Here is a 17,077-nt window from a genome sequence, read left to right as displayed (position 1 = left end):
GTTTTACGATTGGATAAATTTGTGAATCATGAAGCGATGGAATTCTTTCGCTTCATTTTTTTTGTTTTGTTTCATTTTATGAGAGAATGCTGGAATCCTTCGGAAAAACATGTATAATAAAAAGAAATGCAATCCTAACGTTCGGAGATGGTTATAGTAATGGAACATCCTTTCCTTACAACGTTCGCTTATGCTAAGATAAATTTTGCCTTAGCGGTTCTGGGAATGAGGGATGATGGATATCATGAACTTCAAAGCGTAATGCAATCAATTGACTTACATGACATTGTACGGGTGAGGCGTAGTGGTGAGACTATAACGTGTCACTGTGGAGAGCTAAGCGGCAGAGGAAATCTTGCGTATATAGCGGCCGAATTATTTTTCAGGGAGCTTGGGATTTCTGATGGCGTAGAAATTGATATTGACAAGAAAATCCCGATTCAGGCCGGTTTAGCCGGCGGGAGCAGCGATGCGGCCGCGACACTGCGGCTATTAAATCAACTTTATGATAAACCTTTGACAGCGGAAAAGCTGTTAGACCTCGCAGGGGAGTGTGGCGCCGATGTGGCCTTCTGTCTGAGGGGCGGGACCATGTGGGCTACGGGACGCGGGGAACGGCTGGACTTATTGCCAAACGTTCCTAATATTGATCTGGTCTTGGTTAAACCAACATTAGGCGTAAATACTGGGGAAGCTTATCGAAGGTTTGACAGAGAAGGTAAACCCGGATATCTCTCGAGATCGGATTGGGAGCAAGCATTAAAGGAATCGTCGCCACAGCAGATTGCAGTGTTGTTAGCTAATGATTTAGAGATTGCTTCGATTCTAATGGTTCCGGAGATTTCCGAACTTAAGCAACAATTGCTGGAAGAGAACTGTTATGGGACTTTAATGTCAGGCAGCGGATCGAGCGTTTTTGGAATTGCTAAAGACAATGAACATGCACGACATGTTGCCGAAAAATTGAGAAAAAGAGGCTGTAAAAACGTTTGGGTTACCAAAACTGTAGGTAGTGAAGCAATATAGTGTGAAAGGGGAGCTGGAAAATGGAAAAACGATTATTACCGGTAGTGCTTGATGGTTATAAACCTTTGCGGGAGATAGTTTTCGAGTCCATGCGAGAGGCAATTCTTAATGGGGTTCTTGAACCCGGGGAGAGATTAATGGAAATTCAGCTGGCTGAAGAAATGGGTGTCAGCAGAACTCCTGTGCGCGAAGCTATACGCAAATTGGAGCTGGAAAATTTCGTCGTTATGATTCCTCGTAAAGGTGCTTATGTAGCGGGAGTTTCTCTCAAAGACGTTGCGGATGTATTTGAAATTCGTTCAGCCCTGGAGGGCCTGGCAGCAGGCTTGGCTGCGGAGCGGGTTACAGATGAAGAATTAGAACAAATGGAGCAGGCATTATTTTACCGGGCGCATGAAGGTGAAATGGATTTGGAGCAAATTGTTAAATCAGACACAGATTTTCATGCCCTTGTTTATAAAGCAAGCCGCAACGAACGCTTAATTCAAATCCTGGCGAATTTGCGGGAACAAATTCAACGCTTTCGATCAACTTCTTTAGCGGTTCCCGGTCGGAACAAGGATGCTATCGAAGAACATCGCATGATTGTAGAAGCCTTAAGAAATCACAACAGTGAAGAAGCCCAAGCACTGGCTATGGCTCATATCGTGACTGCCGAGAATGTTATGTTTGAGACTTTAAGAATGAAGAACGATCCCGGTAAGGCGGACCAATAATCGTGGAAAAGATGAAACGGGCGGAACGTATGGTGGCTATCACCCAATTATTAATGGCAAACCCGAATGTTCTGACTCCACTGACTTTTTTTGCAGAACGATTTGGTACTGCAAAATCTACCATTAGCGAGGATCTAATGGCAGTTAAAGGGAGTTTACAGCTTTCCGGACAAGGACGTTTGGAAACTATTTCTGGAGCAGCAGGTGGGGTGCGTTATATTCCTGAAATTTCAGGAAAAGAAGCGGCTCACTTTTTAAGCAGCCTGGCACAGCGGCTCAGCGAGAAGGAAAGAATTTTAGCGGGCGGCTTCCTTTATATGACTGATCTGCTTTATGATCCGGCAGTTCTTCGTCCACTGGGACTGATTTTTGCAAGTGCTTTCAGAGAGAAAGAACCTGAAGTTGTTGTTACCATTGAAACAAAGGGAATTCCTTTGGCTTTGGTTACCGCAGAAGCCCTCGGCTTGCCCATGGTGGTTATTCGTACAGGAAATAAAGTAACTGAGGGTTCTTCAGTAAGTATTAATTATGTTTCCGGGTCATCTCGTCGTATTCAGACCATGTCTCTGTCGCGCAGGGCTCTGGATCCCAGGCGTAAAGTTCTGGTGATTGACGATTTTATGAAAGCAGGAGGTACTGCCTTAGGCATTAAGAATTTAATGCACGAATTCGAGGCAGATGTTATCGGTATCGGAGTTTTGGTAGAAACTCAAATAACCTCTGAGGCAAAGCTTGTCGATGGGTATCTATCACTTTTGAAGCTGCGTGAACTCGATCTTAATTGCGGAAAGTCAACTATAGTCCCCGATGATTTGCTATTCGCTAAAATATTAGGAAATTATTCAACCTAATCAAAATTTTCCCGAATTGCAGGCAGGATTTTTTTACCATGCAGAGAATAACATTATGGACAGACCTGGAAAGCAAAGGGAAGGGTGGTGATTCATAATGAATATTACTGATGTGAGGGTTCGAAAGATTAACACGGAAGGTAAGATGAAGGCAGTGGTTTCTGTGACCTTTGATAATGCATTTGTTGTGCATGATGTCAAAGTAGTCGAAGGGATGAATGGCATCTTTGTTGCGATGCCCAGCCGAAAAACACCTGAGGGAGAATTTCGTGATATCGCTCACCCTATTTCCGCTGCAGCACGGGAAGTCATTCAGACTGCTGTTTTAAAAGCGTATCAAGAAGCGATTTAATTAATTTAAAAGATTAAGGAGACCTTGGAGGTCTTCTTTTTTTGTGGGCAAAAATAAGCAGGTTTTTGAAAAGTCTGTATACTCTAGTTATACGTTTTCTTTTTGATATATCGTTGTACTAAAAAAGGATTTTGGGCATATTTGACGAATAAAGAACTTTTGGAATGTAAAAATCTGTAGAGGTTAAACTAAATTGGAGGCGAATAGAAATGCCTGATTTGGTAGCGGTGATCATGGCTGCTGGAAAAGGAACAAGAATGCGCTCAAAATTGCCAAAGGTTATGCATTCATTAGCAGGGAAACCGCTCATTGAACATGTCTTGGACGTGGCCAACCAAGTTGGGATTGAACGACCTTTCGTGATTGTCGGACATGGCCGTGAGGCTGTTGCGGCCAAAGTTCAAGAACGCGCAGAGATAGTAGTTCAAACTGAACAAATGGGAACAGGACACGCTATCATGCAAGCTTTGCCCTATTTGGAAGGCGCTCAAACGGTACTTGTTCTGAGCGGGGATCAGCCGTTACTTAAACCTGAGTCACTTCAAGCTCTCTTAAAACTGCATCAAGATGGAGAAGCCTGTGCTACTGTTTTAACGGCTTATTTAGATGAGCCGTTTGGTTATGGGCGGGTCCTTAAAGATGGTGATCAACTTGTAAGGATTGTCGAGGAAAAAGACGCAACTTCTGATGAACGCTTAATTAAAGAAATTAACACTGGTACCTATTGTTTTAGAGGATCAGCGCTCAAAGATGCTTTGGCAAAAATTACTCCTCAAAATGCTCAAGGAGAATATTATCTTACCGATGTTTTTGATATCTTTTTAAAGCAAGGAGAACGAATACTGACCTATTGCACCGAAGATTCTTATGAAGCGCTGGGGATTAATAGCAGGAGCCAGCTGGCAGAGGCAGAAGGGATTCTGCGCGAGCGCATTCTTGAACATTGGATGGCAGAGGGAGTAACGATTGTTGACCCTGCTTCAACCTTTATTGATACTGAAGTAAGGCTGTCCCAGGATGTCACGATCCTGCCTTTCACCCGGCTTTCGGGGAAAACCAAGGTCCAGGAGGATGCTGTAATTGGTCCTCAGACAACGTTGGAAAACTGTGAGGTAGGAAGTGGTTCTGAAGTAACCTATACGGTTGCCAAAAATGCGAAAATTGGCGAGCGCTGTCACATTGGGCCTTTTGCGTATTTGCGGCCTGGTACAAGCCTAGAGGCAGATGTAAAGGTTGGGGATTTTGTCGAAATTAAAAATAGTAAAATAGAAGCGGGGGCTAAAGTCCCTCACTTGAGTTATATAGGTGATGCGCAGATTGGAAAGGCTGCAAATATTGGAGCAGGTACGATTACCTGCAATTATGACGGCAGCAGTAAACATCCTACGAAAATTGGAGACCATACTTTTATTGGCAGTAATACGAATTTAGTGGCTCCCGTTGAAGTGGGAGACTATGCTGTAACAGGTGCAGGTTCAACGATTACTAAAAATGTTCCTGCAAAAGCCTTGGCAGTGGAACGGAGTCAACAAATAATTAAGGAACAATGGCATCGCGAAAAGAGAAATAGGGGGCAAAAATAGGCATGGCAGCAAAAGAATTTAAGATTTTCTGTGGAAATGCCAATCGACCGTTAGCACAGGAAATTGTTGATTATCTGGGAGTTCCGCTTGGGGACGCTAAAATTAAACGTTTCCGTGACGGAGAAATCTCTATTGTCATTGATGAAAGTGTCCGGGGATCAGATATTTATGTGGTTCAGCCGACCTGTTTTCCAACCAATGACAACATTATGGAATTGCTTATTATGATTGATGCGATGCGCCGGGCTTCGGCACGCCGAATTACTGCTGTAATGCCTTATTACGGCTATGCTCGCCAAGAACGTAAATCAAGGGCCAGAGACCCAATTACTGCCAAACTCATGGCTAATCTAATAACCACCGCAGGTGCTGACCGTGTTGTAACCATGGATTTGCACGCCCCTGCAATCCAGGGTTTCTTTGATATCCCTCTTGATCATTTACCCGGTGTTCCGATTCTTGCAGAGTACTTCCGCGAAAAGGGTTTGGGAAATCTCTGTGTTGTTTCGCCGGATTTGGGCGGAGTTACCAGGGCGCGAAACCTTGCGGAACGTATTGGAGCTTCTCTTGCCATCATCGACAAGCGCCGGCCTGAACCCAATGTTTCCGAAATCATGAATGTCATCGGCGAATTAAAAGGAAAAACAGTAATCATGATTGATGATATCATTGATACCGCCGGAACGATTACTCAAGGCGCTCAAGCGCTCCTTGAGCGTGGCGCTAAAGAAGTATACGCCTGTTGTACTCATGCTGTCTTATCCGGGCCGGCTATCGAACGGCTCGAGAACTCAGTGCTGCAGGAAGTTGTGGTTACGAATACAATTCCTCTTGGTCAAGAGAAAACAATTCCTCGAATAAAAGTTCTTTCAGTAGCTCCGCTTTTAGGAGAAGCCATTGTTCGTATTCACGAAGATCTCTCAGTGAGTAAACTTTTTAGCTAAAAAGAAGACCCCTGGGGTATTTACCCCAGGGGTTCTTTGGTTTGAGGAGTTTCCGGCGGATCTTGATCTTCTGTCGGTGTTATGTCCAGTTCGGTTACAATTACGGGAGGTTTTTCTTCCGGAGTTTCCAAATTATCGTTGCCATGTTTTGGCTTTTTGAAGTAATTGCTGACTGCATGGGTTGTTTCGGAGGCACGATGGGACGTTGAATGTAAAAGATTTTTAAAGGATTCACTAAGTCCCTTGTCGGAAACGGACAGATAATTTTCGCTTCCCCGCTGAGTAACAATGACATCATGTCCCAGGGTCGTAATATAGTCTGCGGACATCCAAGCCTTGCCGTTCAGGAACCCATTGAGTTTTCCGGACGAGATTTCAATTTGGGTTATTTTCCCTGAATCTGGATCAATATAATATTCATCAGCGGTTCCGAGGGTTTTTCCGGATTCTGTGATTATTTTTGTGCCGATAAGTGCCAGTTTTTCTTTAACTAATTCTAACAGTTCGGGAAGATTTGAGGTTTTTTCCACGTGAGTTTCTTTATCAATGGTGATTGCGTCATCGCCGACACTGATGACTTTGGCATAGGGTATAATGCGTTGATCTTTAAAAAATCCTTTGGGGTCCACAATAATTGCAGCGAGCGATTTTGTTCCGGCATCGAGGACCAGACTTTTTACAAATCCTATTTGCTGTCCTTCTTGAAGGGAGATAATGGGTAAGGATAAAAATTTTCTACTTGGCTTCAAAAGCTCACCCCCTTATGGTGAAGATTTATTCGTTGCTTATCCATAATGAATGTATTCGGAAAAGAAGATGAATATGCTTAGGAGGGTATTTGAATGAAGGTTATTGTCGGCCTGGGCAATCCGGGACCTCAATATGCAGAGACACGTCATAATGTTGGCTTTCTGTTTCTTGACGGTCTGGCCGAAGTCTTAGGGCTTCAGTTTCGAGCCAAATTTCAGGGATTATGGGCAGAAGGTTTCCTGCAAGGGGAGCGTTTGTTGTTCTTGAAGCCTCAAACCTTTATGAATTTAAGCGGACATTCAGTTAAAGAACTTGTTAACTTCTACAAAATTGCTGCGGAGGATGTCCTGATTGTCCACGATGATATGGATTTGCCCTTAGGCAAACTGCGTTTGCGTGATCACGGGAGCGCCGGGGGGCATAACGGAATTAAATCAATTTTAGGCGAGTTGGGCACAGAAGCCTTCTGGAGACTCAAGTTAGGTATAGGTCGGCCGCCAAAAGAATGGGATCCTGCACGCTATGTCCTTTCGACGTTCGGAGAAAGTGAGCTGCCTATTATTGAAGACTTATTAGATAGGGCAGAAAAAGTGGCAGGCCTTTGGATTAAGGGAGATACAAACCGGGCCATGAATTTATACCATCGTTAACCTGGTATAACCTTTCGCGCTAGGGGTAATTCTAGTGCTAGGGAGGTGAAACGGGATGAGGGTTATGAAAGTATGTCATGCCTGTGACAGGATCCTGGGAGAGATTGAGCTTGATGACTTGACCAGCGCTGATTCGGACTCTATAATGGATATCGTTGGAAATGTCTCGTATACCCTTTGTCCAGATTGTCTGAATGAACTGAAAACGGAGTCTGGGAATGTTTTTCATTAAAGATATTTCAGTACTAAGAGTTTAGGGCGGACAATAATTTGTTAAATGTAGGCATGTCGCTTGACGCCATGCCTTATTATCAGTTTAGAGGAGTAGGCAAGTGGGGGTCCCATGATGGACGTTCATCTTTTTTGCCGCCCGAAAGGATGGGTGTTTTGAAAATAATTCGTGATTACCTCTGCCGGGGGCTGGATATTGACAAGATTGAGGGGTCCCTTAGGTCTGGAGAATGGCCTCAAATGATTTATGATTTAAGCGGCAGTCAAAAGGCAGCTCTGATCTCCCAACTATTGCAGAATTCAACCCCGGGATTAGTGTTGACCTATTCTGAAGAACAGGCTCAAAAGTTGACTGCGGATTTAAAAACATGGTGCCCTCAAAAAACGATCTTACATTTTCCCGCTACTGAGTGGCTCCCCTTTGAAGTTCTGGGAAAAAGCAAAGAAACGACGGCGGAGAGAATTCGTGTTTTTAATCGTCTGTCATTGGATCAAGACTGCACGGTTGTCGCCTCTGTGTTAGCATTAGAGCGGCGCGTGTTTCCACTTCGGCGCTGGAAGGATTATTCCCTGACCTTAGAAGTGGGAAAAGGGTATATGCTCAATGATATTCTTTCAATCCTGATTTTTGGAGGATATGAGCGTGTCGAAACGGTTGAAGGAAAAGGTCAGTTTGCCCTAAGAGGGGGGATTTTAGATATTGCCCCTCTTGATGAAGAAGCCCTGCGTATAGAATTTTTCGATGAAGAAGTGGATTCTATTCGAACTTTTAATCTTGAAACCCAGAAATCGATTTCGTCTCAAGAGAGAGTTTTAATCTCTCCGGCAATGGAATATGTAGTAACAAGGGAAGAACTTGAAGAACTGCGCTTTACTATTCGGGCAGAAGCCCGCAAAGCGACAGGCCGCCTGCAGCGAGCAGGCAGAACAGATGCAGCCGAGCGTTTGCGCAGCAGAGTGATTTTCCTCGAAGAACGTTTGCAGCAGGGAATCCTCGATGAGAATGTTTATCCATTCCTAAGTTTGGTTAATACGCCTCTCGTTCCCTTTTTCTCATATTTGGCCGAAAATCATTATGTCATCTTAGATGAGCCGCTGCGCTTAAAAGAACAGTTGGAGTTTCAGGCTAATGAACGCTTGATGGAATTTACCCAACAATTAGAACAGGGTGAAGGCTTTGTCCACCCTGAGACTCTGTTTATCAGGTATGAAGATTTGCTGAGGCACGGCCAAAAAAATCCTTTCATTGGTCTCTCCACGTTAATAAGGCAGACGCCGGGTCTGACTCCCAAGCGGGTTTTTAATCTCAACGCTCGTTCTCTGACCGGTTTTATGGGAAAAACAAGCAAGTTAGTGGATGAAATCGAACATTATAGGGATGCAGGAAATATTGTTGCTCTCTTCGCGGGAGATGAGGAACATACTGAGCGTTTGCTCCAAGGCCTTAAGGACAGGGGGGTCACAGCCAGCCGCAAAAATCTCGAAGATACAATTGAAGATGGACATGTATACGTCTATCCGTATTCCTTGGATCAAGGCTTTGAACTGCCTCTGGGAAAACTAGTGGTGCTTACGGAAGCTGAAATTTACAAACGCGAGAGTAAGGTTTCCGGAAAGAAACCGAGTCCTGCTTCGACAAAAAATATTTACGTCTCAGACTTAAAACCCGGGGATTATGTAGTTCACGTTCATCATGGAATTGGGCAATTTACCGGGATTGAACGCTTAGAGGTTGCTGGAATAGAAAAGGATTACTTCGGAATTCGCTATGCTGGTGAGGATCGCCTTTATGTTCCTTTGGACCAACTTCATCTTTTACAAAAGTATTTAGGAAGTGCTGCGGAGAGTTTGCCCAAGCTCTACAAGCTCGGAGGAACTGAGTGGCATAAAGTAAAGAGTAAAACCCGCTCCGCGGTTAAAGAAATGGCTTTTGATTTACTAAAGCTCTATGCTCAGCGGGAGGCTACTTCGGGATATGCTTTTTCACCGGACAATGTTTGGCAGATAGAATTCGAAGAGAAATTTCCTTATGTTGAAACAGACGATCAACTAAAGTGCATTGCCGATATTAAACGGGATATGATGCTTTCTCGTCCTATGGACCGGCTTCTTTGCGGAGATGTAGGTTATGGGAAAACAGAAGTTGCTCTCAGAGCAGTCTTTAAGGCGGTTATGGACAGCAAGCAGGTAGCCTTCTTAGTTCCGACCACCATCCTGGCACAACAACATTTCAACACTTTGCGCGAACGATTTACAGGGTATCCCATAACAATTGATATGTTGAGCCGGTTTCGTTCGCCTAAGGAGCAGAAAGAAATCATTCAGGGCCTAAAAGAAGGACGGATTGATGTTATTGTAGGAACCCATCGCATTTTAGCGGATGCCGTTAAATTTAAAGATTTAGGGCTTTTGATTATCGACGAGGAACAACGTTTCGGAGTTGCTCATAAAGAAAAACTGAAGACCATTAAGGGTAATGTTGACGTGCTCACCTTGTCGGCAACACCGATTCCCCGAACTCTTCATATGTCCCTAGTCGGAGTCAGGGATATGAGCGTAATAGAAACTCCGCCGGAAGGCAGATATCCCGTACAAACCTATGTCACGGAGTTTCGGCCTGACGTAGTGCGGGATGCTATAAGACGGGAACTTCAACGGGGAGGACAGGTGTTTTTTGTTCACAATCGAGTTGAGGATATGGACAAGGTTACTAACTTCTTAGGTCAATTAGTTCCGGAAGCTCGTTTTGGTGTGGCTCATGGACAGATGCGTGAATCCATGCTGGAACGAGTTATGCTTGATTTTTTGGAACAGCAAACTGATGTCCTAGTTTCAACTACAATTATCGAAACAGGTCTTGATATGCCCAACGTCAATACACTGATTATTGATGAAGCTGACCGCATGGGTCTGTCCCAGTTATATCAGCTTCGCGGCCGAGTTGGAAGGTCAAACCGCAAAGCCTATGCTTATCTTCTGTATAAACCTCAGAAAGTTCTTACAGAAATAGCTGAGAAACGGCTGGCTGCCATTCGTGAGTTTACCGAATTTGGAGCAGGTTTTAAGATTGCTATGCGGGATTTGGAAATTCGCGGTGCAGGGAATTTGATCGGGGCTCAACAGCATGGCCATTTAGCAGCTGTCGGCTTCGAACTTTATAGTCAGATGCTCAAGGAAGCAGTCCAGGAATTGCGGGGAGAAAAGGTTGAAGAAGCTGCTGAGCCAAGTATTGAGCTGCAAATCGATGCCTATTTGCCTGATTCTTATGTCGCTGATAAGCAAACTAAGGCTTCTTTGTATCAAAGGCTGGCCAAGGTTGCCGACGAGGCAGAACTTGGGGAAATGGTTGATGAATTAGTAGATCGTTTTGGAACGCCGCCTCGTGAGGTGGAACATTTAATTGAAATTATCCGTATCAAGCTTTTAGCCGGTCCGATTCGCATAGAACAAATTCAACAAACAAAACAAAATATCAGCCTTCGCTTTGGAGCAGATCTTGGGATGTCCGGAGAGCGGTTAATGGCCATCGCTTCAGCTTCTCCCTTGCCCCTGTCGTTTAATTCTCTGCCTAATGGAAATCTGGAATGTAAGGTCCGCACTCGTACGCTTGATCAAGAAGAGGTGATTGGGGCAGTGCGGCGTGTCCTTATAATTTTTGGGAACATTGCTTCGAGGGGAACTCCCTGATATACTGGACTAAGTGAATTGAAAGGGTGTGTCGGAATGAAAAAATCCCGGCTGGGGATACTAGTGAGTATTCTTATGGTGACATTGATCACTGTGGGTTGTTCCTCGCTGGTTGATGGCAAATGGGCAGCCAAAGTTAACGGAGAATCTATCTCAGTTAAGGACTATGATGCACGTGTGGCAGAGGCTCAAAAAACCTACGAGAATCAAGGTATGAAGTTTGATACGGACCAAGGAAAACAAGCGTTGACCCAAATTAAAAGTCAAGTCCTTGAGCGAATGATTGAAGGTAAACTTCTTGACCAAGAGGTTAAGAACCTTAAGTTGAACACAGGGGATCCTGCTATTAACAGTCAGGAAGACACTATAAAAAAGAATATGGGTACAGATGCTAAATTTCAGGATATGCTAAACCAACAAGGAATGAGCGAACCGGAATTAAAGAACTTCTTAGCGGTTTATACCAAGATAACCTCGGATGTGAAACAGCCGACAGAGAGCGAAGTTCAAGCCTATTTTGAGAAAAACAAAGCCAATTATGGCCAGCCTGAGAGTGTTACTGCTCATCATATTTTGCTCAAGACTGAAGCTGAGGCCAAAGCAATTATTGCCCAGCTAGAACAGGCCCAAAAAAATAACGTTCAGATTCTACCTTTGTTCGAACAATTAGCGAAGGAAAAATCTATTGAACCGGGAGCCAAGCAGTCGGGAGGAGATCTTGGCACCTTTACGAAGGGGAAAATGGTGCCGGAGTTTGAAGCGGCGGCCTTTGCTCAGAAGGTAGGGACATTTTCCACAACTCCGGTTAAAACGCAGTTTGGTTATCATGTAATTTACGTTCAAGCGCATACGCCTGCTACTACTCCGGATTTGGCGAAAGTAAAGACTCAAGTAACTCAGGATGCTTTTAATGCGGCTAAGGACACCAAATTTCAGACGTTTTTTGATGACCTGCGTAAAAAAGCTAAGATTGAATATGCTCAAGGATATCAACCGGCAAGTTAAGGGTGATACTAAAAGAAGGCAAAACTTATTGCCTTCTTTTTTTTGTGCATTGGAAAATAATGAATAATTGGCAATCTCTAGATATATACTATCATTGATCTGAAATAGTAATAGAAAGGACGAAATGAGTCTTCGGGAACAAAGGAGGAATGTGCGCCTATGAAAGCAACAGGCATTGTAAGAAGAATTGATGACCTCGGTCGTGTCGTTATTCCAAAGGAAATTCGTCGGACTCTTCGTATCCGGGAAGGAGATCCGTTAGAGATTTTTGTAGATCGTGAAGGGGAAGTTATCCTCAAAAAATACTCCCCGATAAGAGAATTAGGGGAGTTTGCCAAGGAGTATGCTGATTCGTTGTTTGAAGCAACCGGACACATTACTTGCATTTCGGATAGAGATACTATTATTGCAGTAGCAGGCGCTTCGAAGAAAGAGTATTTAAATAAACCAATTGATCATCCTGTGGAACAAGCCATGGAGGAAAGGAGAACTATTCAAATCGGGTTGACGAACTCCGGTGAGACCAATGTACCTAAACTTAGCGACAATGACGAAGATGATAAAGCAAAAATAGTCTGTGAAGTCATCGCTCCCATAATATCCCAAGGGGACCCTATCGGAGCGGTTATTATCATATCGAAAGAGCCAAATGCCAAAATGGGGGATTTAGAAATTAAATTGGTAGAGACGGCAGCAGTATTTTTGGCCAAACAAATGGAGCAATAGGCGTTACTATAAATTAGTTACTCTTATACTACCGGAATGTAATTATATATTAATTGAATTTCTGGTTGTAGGAATAAAGCGGTACTCCCGCTTTATTTTACTTTATGCTACACTAGCTTTAGGAGGTGAAAGAATGTCTTCGTGTCTTCATGTCATTGGTCTTGGCCCTTCGGGGCTTGAACAATTAACGTTAGGAAACTATCGCCGTCTTTGTAACGCCAAGAAGGTTTTTGTAAGAACTTTGCATCATCCCTGTGTTCAGGAATTAATGGCGGAAGGCGTTCAGTTAGAATCCTTTGATGAAGTTTATGATTCGGAGGATACCTTTGAAGAGGTGTATCAAAAGATAACGGAACGATTAAGAGCAGAGTTGGGAAAGGACTCGGAAGTTATTTATGCCGTGCCAGGTCATCCTATGGTAGCTGAGAAAACTATTCAGCTGCTCTGGAAAAATTTAAGACCAGAATATGAAGTAATTGTTCATCCTGCTATGAGCTTTGTTGATGAGATTTTCCGGGTACTGAATTTTGATCCCATTGAAGGGATGCTTATTCGAAATTATGATGCGCTCAAAGATGCTGGACTAACAGGGAGAGAGTGGCTCATTATTCCTCAGGTTTATAATCAACTCATTGCTTCTGAGGTTAAACTTGATCTCATGAGTTCCTATCCCGATGAGGCAGATGTCTTTATTGTACAGGGTCTGGGCACTCACAATGAGCGGGTGGACAAGCATCCTCTTTTCGAAATGGATCATGGTTCCTTTGATCACCTAACGACAATCGTCTTGCCGCCTTGTTCGGAGGTTATTTCTTGGACAAAATTACTTCAAATCATGGAAATTTTGCGTTCGCCAGATGGTTGTGCTTGGGATCGCGAACAAAATCATCAAACCTTAAAACCTTGTCTGATTGAAGAGAGCTATGAGGTATTAGAGGCGATCGAAAAAGAGGATATGTATAATTTATGTGAAGAGTTGGGAGACTTATTACTGCAAGTTGTATTTCACGCTCAAATTGCCTCAGAGAACAAGATATTTGAAAGTCAGGATGTTTTACAAGGGATTATTCAAAAACTGCTGCGCAGGCATCCTCACGTATTCGGTGAAGAAGTGCTTGAAACTGCTGATGATGTGATTCGCTCATGGGATAGAATTAAACAAGAGGAAAAGGCCGACACAAAGGAAGAAAGAGGCTTTTTCAGTGACCCTAAAGGGTTGCCTGCTCTTATGCTGGCTTCCTCAACGCAGCGCAGGGCGGCTAAAATAGGGTTCGATTGGAGTGATCTGGAGGGACCATACCAGAAGGTTCAGGAAGAATTACTTGAGCTGGAGAGTGCCTTAAAAACCGGAGTAGGTATTCGGGAGGAATTTGGGGATTTGTTGTTTGCAATGGTCAATGTATCGAGATTCCTTAAATTGGACGCAGAGGAAGTTCTAAGGGAAGCTGTACATAAGTTTCAGACGCGTTTCCTTAAAATGGTGGAATTAAGCCGCGAAGAAGGTCAAAAAATTGAGCAACTATCCCTTAATGAAATGGATGTCTATTGGGAAAAGGCAAAATTACAAGAAAAAGGCGGCAAATTAATGTAATCTTACCCGAATAAGCAGGAGATTGATTATTTATCGCGAAATATAGTTTACGAGATAAGATCAGTTATTTAGGAGGGACTAGTTTGAATAAGGCTGAGTTAGTAAGTGCAGTTGCTGAGAAGGCAGAAATGTCCAAGAAGGACGCAGAAAAGGCAGTAAGTGCCGTTTTCGCTACGATCGAAGAATCTTTAGCACAAAACGAAAAAGTCCAATTAGTGGGCTTTGGGACTTTTGAGGTCAAAGAACGTGCTGAAAGAACGGGAAGAAACCCGCAAACTAAGGAGACAATTGTCATTCCTGCCGCTAAGGTGCCTGGTTTTAAAGCGGGAAAAGCTCTAAAGGATGCAGTCCAAAAGTAAGGATTTGGACTTTTGAGAAATCAGGTTCCGGTTATACTGGAACCTGATTTTTAGTAAACTCGTTGTTCAGCTAAAGCTGAACATTGAGACTTCGGTGGGAGTCTTACGATTGGATAAAAACTGGGTCCGAGTTTTGAAAAGGGAGGGTTATTAACAGTAACTTATGCGTATTGACAAATACTTAAAAGTTTCTCGCCTGATTAAACGACGCACAGTTGCCAAAGATGTTTGTGCAGGAGAAAAAATCAGTATCAATGGACGAATTGTTAAACCCTCTGCGGAAGTTAAACCGGGAGACCAAATCATTCTGGAAATGGCCAATCATGTTGTAGAAGTAAAAGTTTTGGCTACCCCCAATAGCGTTAAGGCTAACGAAGCCCACACCCTCTATGAATTAATCAGAGATGAACGAAGGACAGAGTCTTGTTAAAAAGGCTCTGTCTTTTAGTTTTTTAAAAGTGTTTTGGTATGTCTAAAGGACAGTCGAACTGAATAGGGTTTAAGAAGAAAAAAGTGTTGGGGGGATGGGGCATGGCAGACAGTTTTGGTAAAGGACATCGCCTTGTCATGGAAAACCGTGAAATGATTGCATTGACAGGAGTGAAAAAGGTTCAGACCTTTGATCCGAAAGAAATTATTCTTGAAACGGAATTAGGGATACTTAGCATTAAAGGGGAGCAGTTGGGAATTAAACAGCTTAACCTTGAAGAAAGTATGGTAGACATTGAAGGATATGTTAGTGCTCTCATTTATCATCGGAGTACCGGAGGGAACTCTCGGCAAGGTATAATGCATAAAATTTTTCGGTAGGTAAAGGTTTTTGAAAAGTTTTCCTCAGATTAAGGAGAGGAGGGGAAAGACTATCTCGGAATTTATGGCTTTTTTTTGGGTCGTTGCAGCAGGATTGATGGTGGGTGTAGTCTTTGATTTTTTTCGGACGTTTAGGCGTTGGCAGAAATGGGGGCCTGTCGTAACGTTCGTAGGAGATATCCTCTTTTCTCTTATTGCTTTGGTTATCCTCTATCGATTGTTTTTTAAAGCAAATGCACTGTCCTTCAGGTTTTATAATGTTTGGGGCAGTCTTTTGGGCCTTGTCTTATATTTGAGGATTTTCAGCAGCTCTCTAAAAAAAGGATATTTCAAACTATTCCAATTGGCTGCCGCCCTTTTAAAGCTTTTCGCCGGAGGGGTTATGATTCCGGTTCGAGGGTTCGTTCTTCTTATGCGCCCGCCCTATGCGATTTTATGTTGGTTTAGTTTGCTTTGCTTTCGTATTGGAGAACATATTATTTATCGGCCCCTAGTAAATCTGGAAATAACTATAAAGGAGTGGTGGAGACAATTATGGCCGCCTAGGACTAATGGGTAAAAATTACCAAAGGGGTTGATTCGCTTCTAAGGAGTAGTTATAATAATTGGTGTAACTGATTGTAGGTCCTTTGTAGTTTTTTTGTAATTAATTTGTCCACAAAGTTATCCACAAACTGTGTATAACTATTGAGCAAGGGTGTGCCGCAGTGCAGATTGAAATCAGAGGCTTGGAAAAACTTAGCTTTCGTGAACGTCAAGCAGTGATCCTTAAAGAAAGCGGGAAATCTTTGGAGGCCATCGCCAAGCAGCTTCAGCTTAGTTCAAGCTCTGTAGCCACGTTACTAAATCGTGCCCGGAGTAAAGGGTATGAAATCGTATGCATTATCCCAAGTGGAGAGCTTGGTTTGGAAGGAGCAGATTGGGATGAAGAAATCTTATCAGAAGATTAAACCGCAAAAACGACAAAAGCCTCATCTTCGGCTAGGAACAATCGCCCTTTTGCTTCTTGTTTTTCTGGGGGTCGGCAGTTCTGCCTGGCAGCTTTGGAAACTTCATGTTTCGGTTGAGCAGCAGATTAATCAATTGACTCAACAAAAAGAAGGACTAATGCAACAAGAAAAGTCACTTCATGAAGAGATTGCCGAATTAAATACTCCCAGTTATGTTGAACAATTGGCCCGGGAACAACTAGGTCTTGTTAAACATGGCGAAATCCTTATTTCTCCCAAGAATTAGTAAGTAACATTGATTTTAAAAACCTTGACAGTTACGAAATTTACTGCATATAATATAATTATGTATAGATAGATCATCACAAGGAGGAGTTTACTTCGTATGGCCATTGACGTTGGCAGTATTGTTGAAGGAGTCGTTACCGGGATCACGAACTTTGGAGCATTTATTGAATTGCCGGATAGAGTAACCGGACTTGTACATATCTCGGAAGTTGCTGATGCTTATGTCAAGGATGTTCGGGATTATTTAAAGGAACAAGATCATGTTAAGGTAAAGGTCATTCATGTCGACGAAAAGGGTAAAATCGGTCTCTCGATTAAACAAGCTAATCCTACTGTTCGTAATACTAGTCGTGAACGCCGAGTTCCGCCAACGGTGTCCTTTGAGGATAAATTGGCCAAGTTTATTAAAGATAGTGATGAACGTCAGACAGAATTTCGCCGCGCCACAGAATCCAAACGTGGTGGAAGAGGCTCAAGCAGATACTAGGAATTAACCGCCGTAAGGCGGTTTTTCTTATACTGTCAGAAAGTATAACTTCGTTGCATACTTTCCTCCTG

20 protein-coding genes are annotated in these 17,077 nt (G+C 43.2%); 19 read left to right on the top strand and 1 reads right to left on the bottom strand.

The window, feature by feature from the left end; all coding sequences use genetic code 11:
• Window positions 1–159 precede the first annotated feature (159 nt).
• The 6 genes from ispE (at window position 160) to B5771_RS17055 (ending at window position 5,472) form a co-directional block, all read left to right on the top strand.
• Complete coding sequence (gene ispE, locus B5771_RS17080) at window positions 160–1,026, top strand: 4-(cytidine 5'-diphospho)-2-C-methyl-D-erythritol kinase (protein ID WP_088188630.1); 867 nt, start codon at window positions 160–162, stop codon at window positions 1,024–1,026.
• A 20-nt stretch (window positions 1,027–1,046) separates the two neighbouring features.
• Window positions 1,047–1,742 carry a GntR family transcriptional regulator gene (locus tag B5771_RS17075; RefSeq protein ID WP_088188629.1) on the top strand — a complete coding sequence of 232 codons (696 nt, stop codon included), beginning with the start codon at window positions 1,047–1,049 and terminating at the stop codon, window positions 1,740–1,742.
• Window positions 1,743–1,744: 2 nt separating this feature from the next.
• Window positions 1,745–2,593: a pur operon repressor gene (purR, locus tag B5771_RS17070; protein ID WP_088188628.1), complete on the top strand. Its 849-nt coding sequence runs from the start codon at window positions 1,745–1,747 to the stop codon at window positions 2,591–2,593.
• A gap of 97 nt (window positions 2,594–2,690) precedes the next feature.
• On the top strand, window positions 2,691–2,945 hold the full coding sequence (gene spoVG / locus B5771_RS17065; RefSeq protein WP_009617236.1) for a septation regulator SpoVG: 255 nt from the start codon (window positions 2,691–2,693) through the stop codon (window positions 2,943–2,945).
• Between the two features lie 209 nt (window positions 2,946–3,154).
• The gene (glmU, locus tag B5771_RS17060) at window positions 3,155–4,528 is read left to right on the top strand and encodes a bifunctional UDP-N-acetylglucosamine diphosphorylase/glucosamine-1-phosphate N-acetyltransferase GlmU (protein WP_088188627.1); all 1,374 of its coding nucleotides are present in this window, start codon (window positions 3,155–3,157) and stop codon (window positions 4,526–4,528) included.
• Between the two features lie 2 nt (window positions 4,529–4,530).
• On the top strand, window positions 4,531–5,472 hold the full coding sequence (locus B5771_RS17055) for a ribose-phosphate pyrophosphokinase (protein ID WP_047809009.1): 942 nt from the start codon (window positions 4,531–4,533) through the stop codon (window positions 5,470–5,472).
• 20 nt (window positions 5,473–5,492) lie between these two features.
• On the opposite strand, the gene B5771_RS17050 is transcribed toward B5771_RS17055, so the two are convergent.
• Complete coding sequence (locus B5771_RS17050) at window positions 5,493–6,221, bottom strand: PRC-barrel domain-containing protein (protein WP_088188626.1); 729 nt, start codon at window positions 6,219–6,221, stop codon at window positions 5,493–5,495.
• Window positions 6,222–6,314: 93 nt separating this feature from the next.
• Between B5771_RS17050 and pth the strand changes: the two genes are divergently transcribed.
• The 13 genes from pth to B5771_RS16990 all read left to right on the top strand — a co-directional run bounded on the left by pth (window position 6,315) and on the right by B5771_RS16990 (window position 17,006).
• Window positions 6,315–6,872, top strand: coding sequence for an aminoacyl-tRNA hydrolase (pth, locus tag B5771_RS17045; protein WP_088188625.1), 558 nt, complete (start codon window positions 6,315–6,317; stop codon window positions 6,870–6,872).
• A gap of 55 nt (window positions 6,873–6,927) precedes the next feature.
• Complete coding sequence (locus B5771_RS24370) at window positions 6,928–7,104, top strand: hypothetical protein (protein ID WP_172408304.1); 177 nt, start codon at window positions 6,928–6,930, stop codon at window positions 7,102–7,104.
• 146 nt (window positions 7,105–7,250) lie between these two features.
• A complete protein-coding gene (mfd, locus tag B5771_RS17040) occupies window positions 7,251–10,790 on the top strand; it encodes a transcription-repair coupling factor (RefSeq protein ID WP_088188982.1) in 3,540 nt (1,179 codons plus the stop codon).
• A gap of 36 nt (window positions 10,791–10,826) precedes the next feature.
• Complete coding sequence (locus tag B5771_RS17035) at window positions 10,827–11,795, top strand: peptidyl-prolyl cis-trans isomerase (RefSeq protein WP_088188624.1); 969 nt, start codon at window positions 10,827–10,829, stop codon at window positions 11,793–11,795.
• Window positions 11,796–11,954: 159 nt separating this feature from the next.
• Window positions 11,955–12,521, top strand: a complete 567-nt coding sequence (spoVT, locus tag B5771_RS17030) for a stage V sporulation protein T (protein ID WP_088188623.1) — start codon at window positions 11,955–11,957, stop codon at window positions 12,519–12,521.
• A gap of 133 nt (window positions 12,522–12,654) precedes the next feature.
• Window positions 12,655–14,112: a nucleoside triphosphate pyrophosphohydrolase gene (mazG, locus tag B5771_RS17025; protein ID WP_088188622.1), complete on the top strand. Its 1,458-nt coding sequence runs from the start codon at window positions 12,655–12,657 to the stop codon at window positions 14,110–14,112.
• Window positions 14,113–14,195: 83 nt separating this feature from the next.
• Window positions 14,196–14,471, top strand: coding sequence for an HU family DNA-binding protein (locus B5771_RS17020; RefSeq protein ID WP_047809015.1), 276 nt, complete (start codon window positions 14,196–14,198; stop codon window positions 14,469–14,471).
• 163 nt (window positions 14,472–14,634) lie between these two features.
• A complete protein-coding gene (locus B5771_RS17015; RefSeq protein ID WP_047809016.1) occupies window positions 14,635–14,901 on the top strand; it encodes an RNA-binding S4 domain-containing protein in 267 nt (88 codons plus the stop codon).
• A gap of 101 nt (window positions 14,902–15,002) precedes the next feature.
• A complete protein-coding gene (yabP, locus tag B5771_RS17010; protein WP_088188621.1) occupies window positions 15,003–15,281 on the top strand; it encodes a sporulation protein YabP in 279 nt (92 codons plus the stop codon).
• A 10-nt stretch (window positions 15,282–15,291) separates the two neighbouring features.
• A complete protein-coding gene (gene yabQ, locus B5771_RS17005; RefSeq protein WP_282433354.1) occupies window positions 15,292–15,840 on the top strand; it encodes a spore cortex biosynthesis protein YabQ in 549 nt (182 codons plus the stop codon).
• A 148-nt stretch (window positions 15,841–15,988) separates the two neighbouring features.
• Window positions 15,989–16,231, top strand: a complete 243-nt coding sequence (locus B5771_RS17000) for a sigma factor-like helix-turn-helix DNA-binding protein (RefSeq protein ID WP_047809019.1) — start codon at window positions 15,989–15,991, stop codon at window positions 16,229–16,231.
• Window positions 16,206–16,517 (top strand): septum formation initiator family protein, encoded by a 312-nt coding sequence (locus B5771_RS16995; RefSeq protein WP_047809020.1) that lies wholly within the window; start codon window positions 16,206–16,208, stop codon window positions 16,515–16,517. Before B5771_RS17000 ends, B5771_RS16995 begins: the two co-directional genes overlap by 26 nt.
• A gap of 99 nt (window positions 16,518–16,616) precedes the next feature.
• The gene (locus tag B5771_RS16990) at window positions 16,617–17,006 is read left to right on the top strand and encodes a S1 RNA-binding domain-containing protein (protein WP_047809021.1); all 390 of its coding nucleotides are present in this window, start codon (window positions 16,617–16,619) and stop codon (window positions 17,004–17,006) included.
• The last annotated feature ends 71 nt before the right edge of the window (window positions 17,007–17,077 follow it).

Source organism: Desulfosporosinus sp. FKA, assembly GCF_002196785.1.
Taxonomy (GTDB): domain Bacteria; phylum Bacillota; class Desulfitobacteriia; order Desulfitobacteriales; family Desulfitobacteriaceae; genus Desulfosporosinus; species Desulfosporosinus acididurans.
Note: the sequence above shows the minus strand (reverse complement) of the source record. Positions and strands in the feature narration are given on the sequence as shown.

Coding starts and splice junctions, on each gene's coding strand:
- ispE (WP_088188630.1), top strand. CDS start 160: ATGGAACATCCTTTCCTTACAACGTTCGCTTATGCTAAGATAAATTTT.
- B5771_RS17075 (WP_088188629.1), top strand. CDS start 1,047: ATGGAAAAACGATTATTACCGGTAGTGCTTGATGGTTATAAACCTTTG.
- spoVG (WP_009617236.1), top strand. CDS start 2,691: ATGAATATTACTGATGTGAGGGTTCGAAAGATTAACACGGAAGGTAAG.
- glmU (WP_088188627.1), top strand. CDS start 3,155: ATGCCTGATTTGGTAGCGGTGATCATGGCTGCTGGAAAAGGAACAAGA.
- B5771_RS17055 (WP_047809009.1), top strand. CDS start 4,531: ATGGCAGCAAAAGAATTTAAGATTTTCTGTGGAAATGCCAATCGACCG.
- pth (WP_088188625.1), top strand. CDS start 6,315: ATGAAGGTTATTGTCGGCCTGGGCAATCCGGGACCTCAATATGCAGAG.
- B5771_RS24370 (WP_172408304.1), top strand. CDS start 6,928: ATGAGGGTTATGAAAGTATGTCATGCCTGTGACAGGATCCTGGGAGAG.
- mfd (WP_088188982.1), top strand. CDS start 7,251: ATGGGTGTTTTGAAAATAATTCGTGATTACCTCTGCCGGGGGCTGGAT.
- B5771_RS17035 (WP_088188624.1), top strand. CDS start 10,827: ATGAAAAAATCCCGGCTGGGGATACTAGTGAGTATTCTTATGGTGACA.
- spoVT (WP_088188623.1), top strand. CDS start 11,955: ATGAAAGCAACAGGCATTGTAAGAAGAATTGATGACCTCGGTCGTGTC.
- mazG (WP_088188622.1), top strand. CDS start 12,655: ATGTCTTCGTGTCTTCATGTCATTGGTCTTGGCCCTTCGGGGCTTGAA.
- B5771_RS17015 (WP_047809016.1), top strand. CDS start 14,635: ATGCGTATTGACAAATACTTAAAAGTTTCTCGCCTGATTAAACGACGC.
- yabP (WP_088188621.1), top strand. CDS start 15,003: ATGGCAGACAGTTTTGGTAAAGGACATCGCCTTGTCATGGAAAACCGT.
- B5771_RS16995 (WP_047809020.1), top strand. CDS start 16,206: ATGAAGAAATCTTATCAGAAGATTAAACCGCAAAAACGACAAAAGCCT.
- B5771_RS16990 (WP_047809021.1), top strand. CDS start 16,617: ATGGCCATTGACGTTGGCAGTATTGTTGAAGGAGTCGTTACCGGGATC.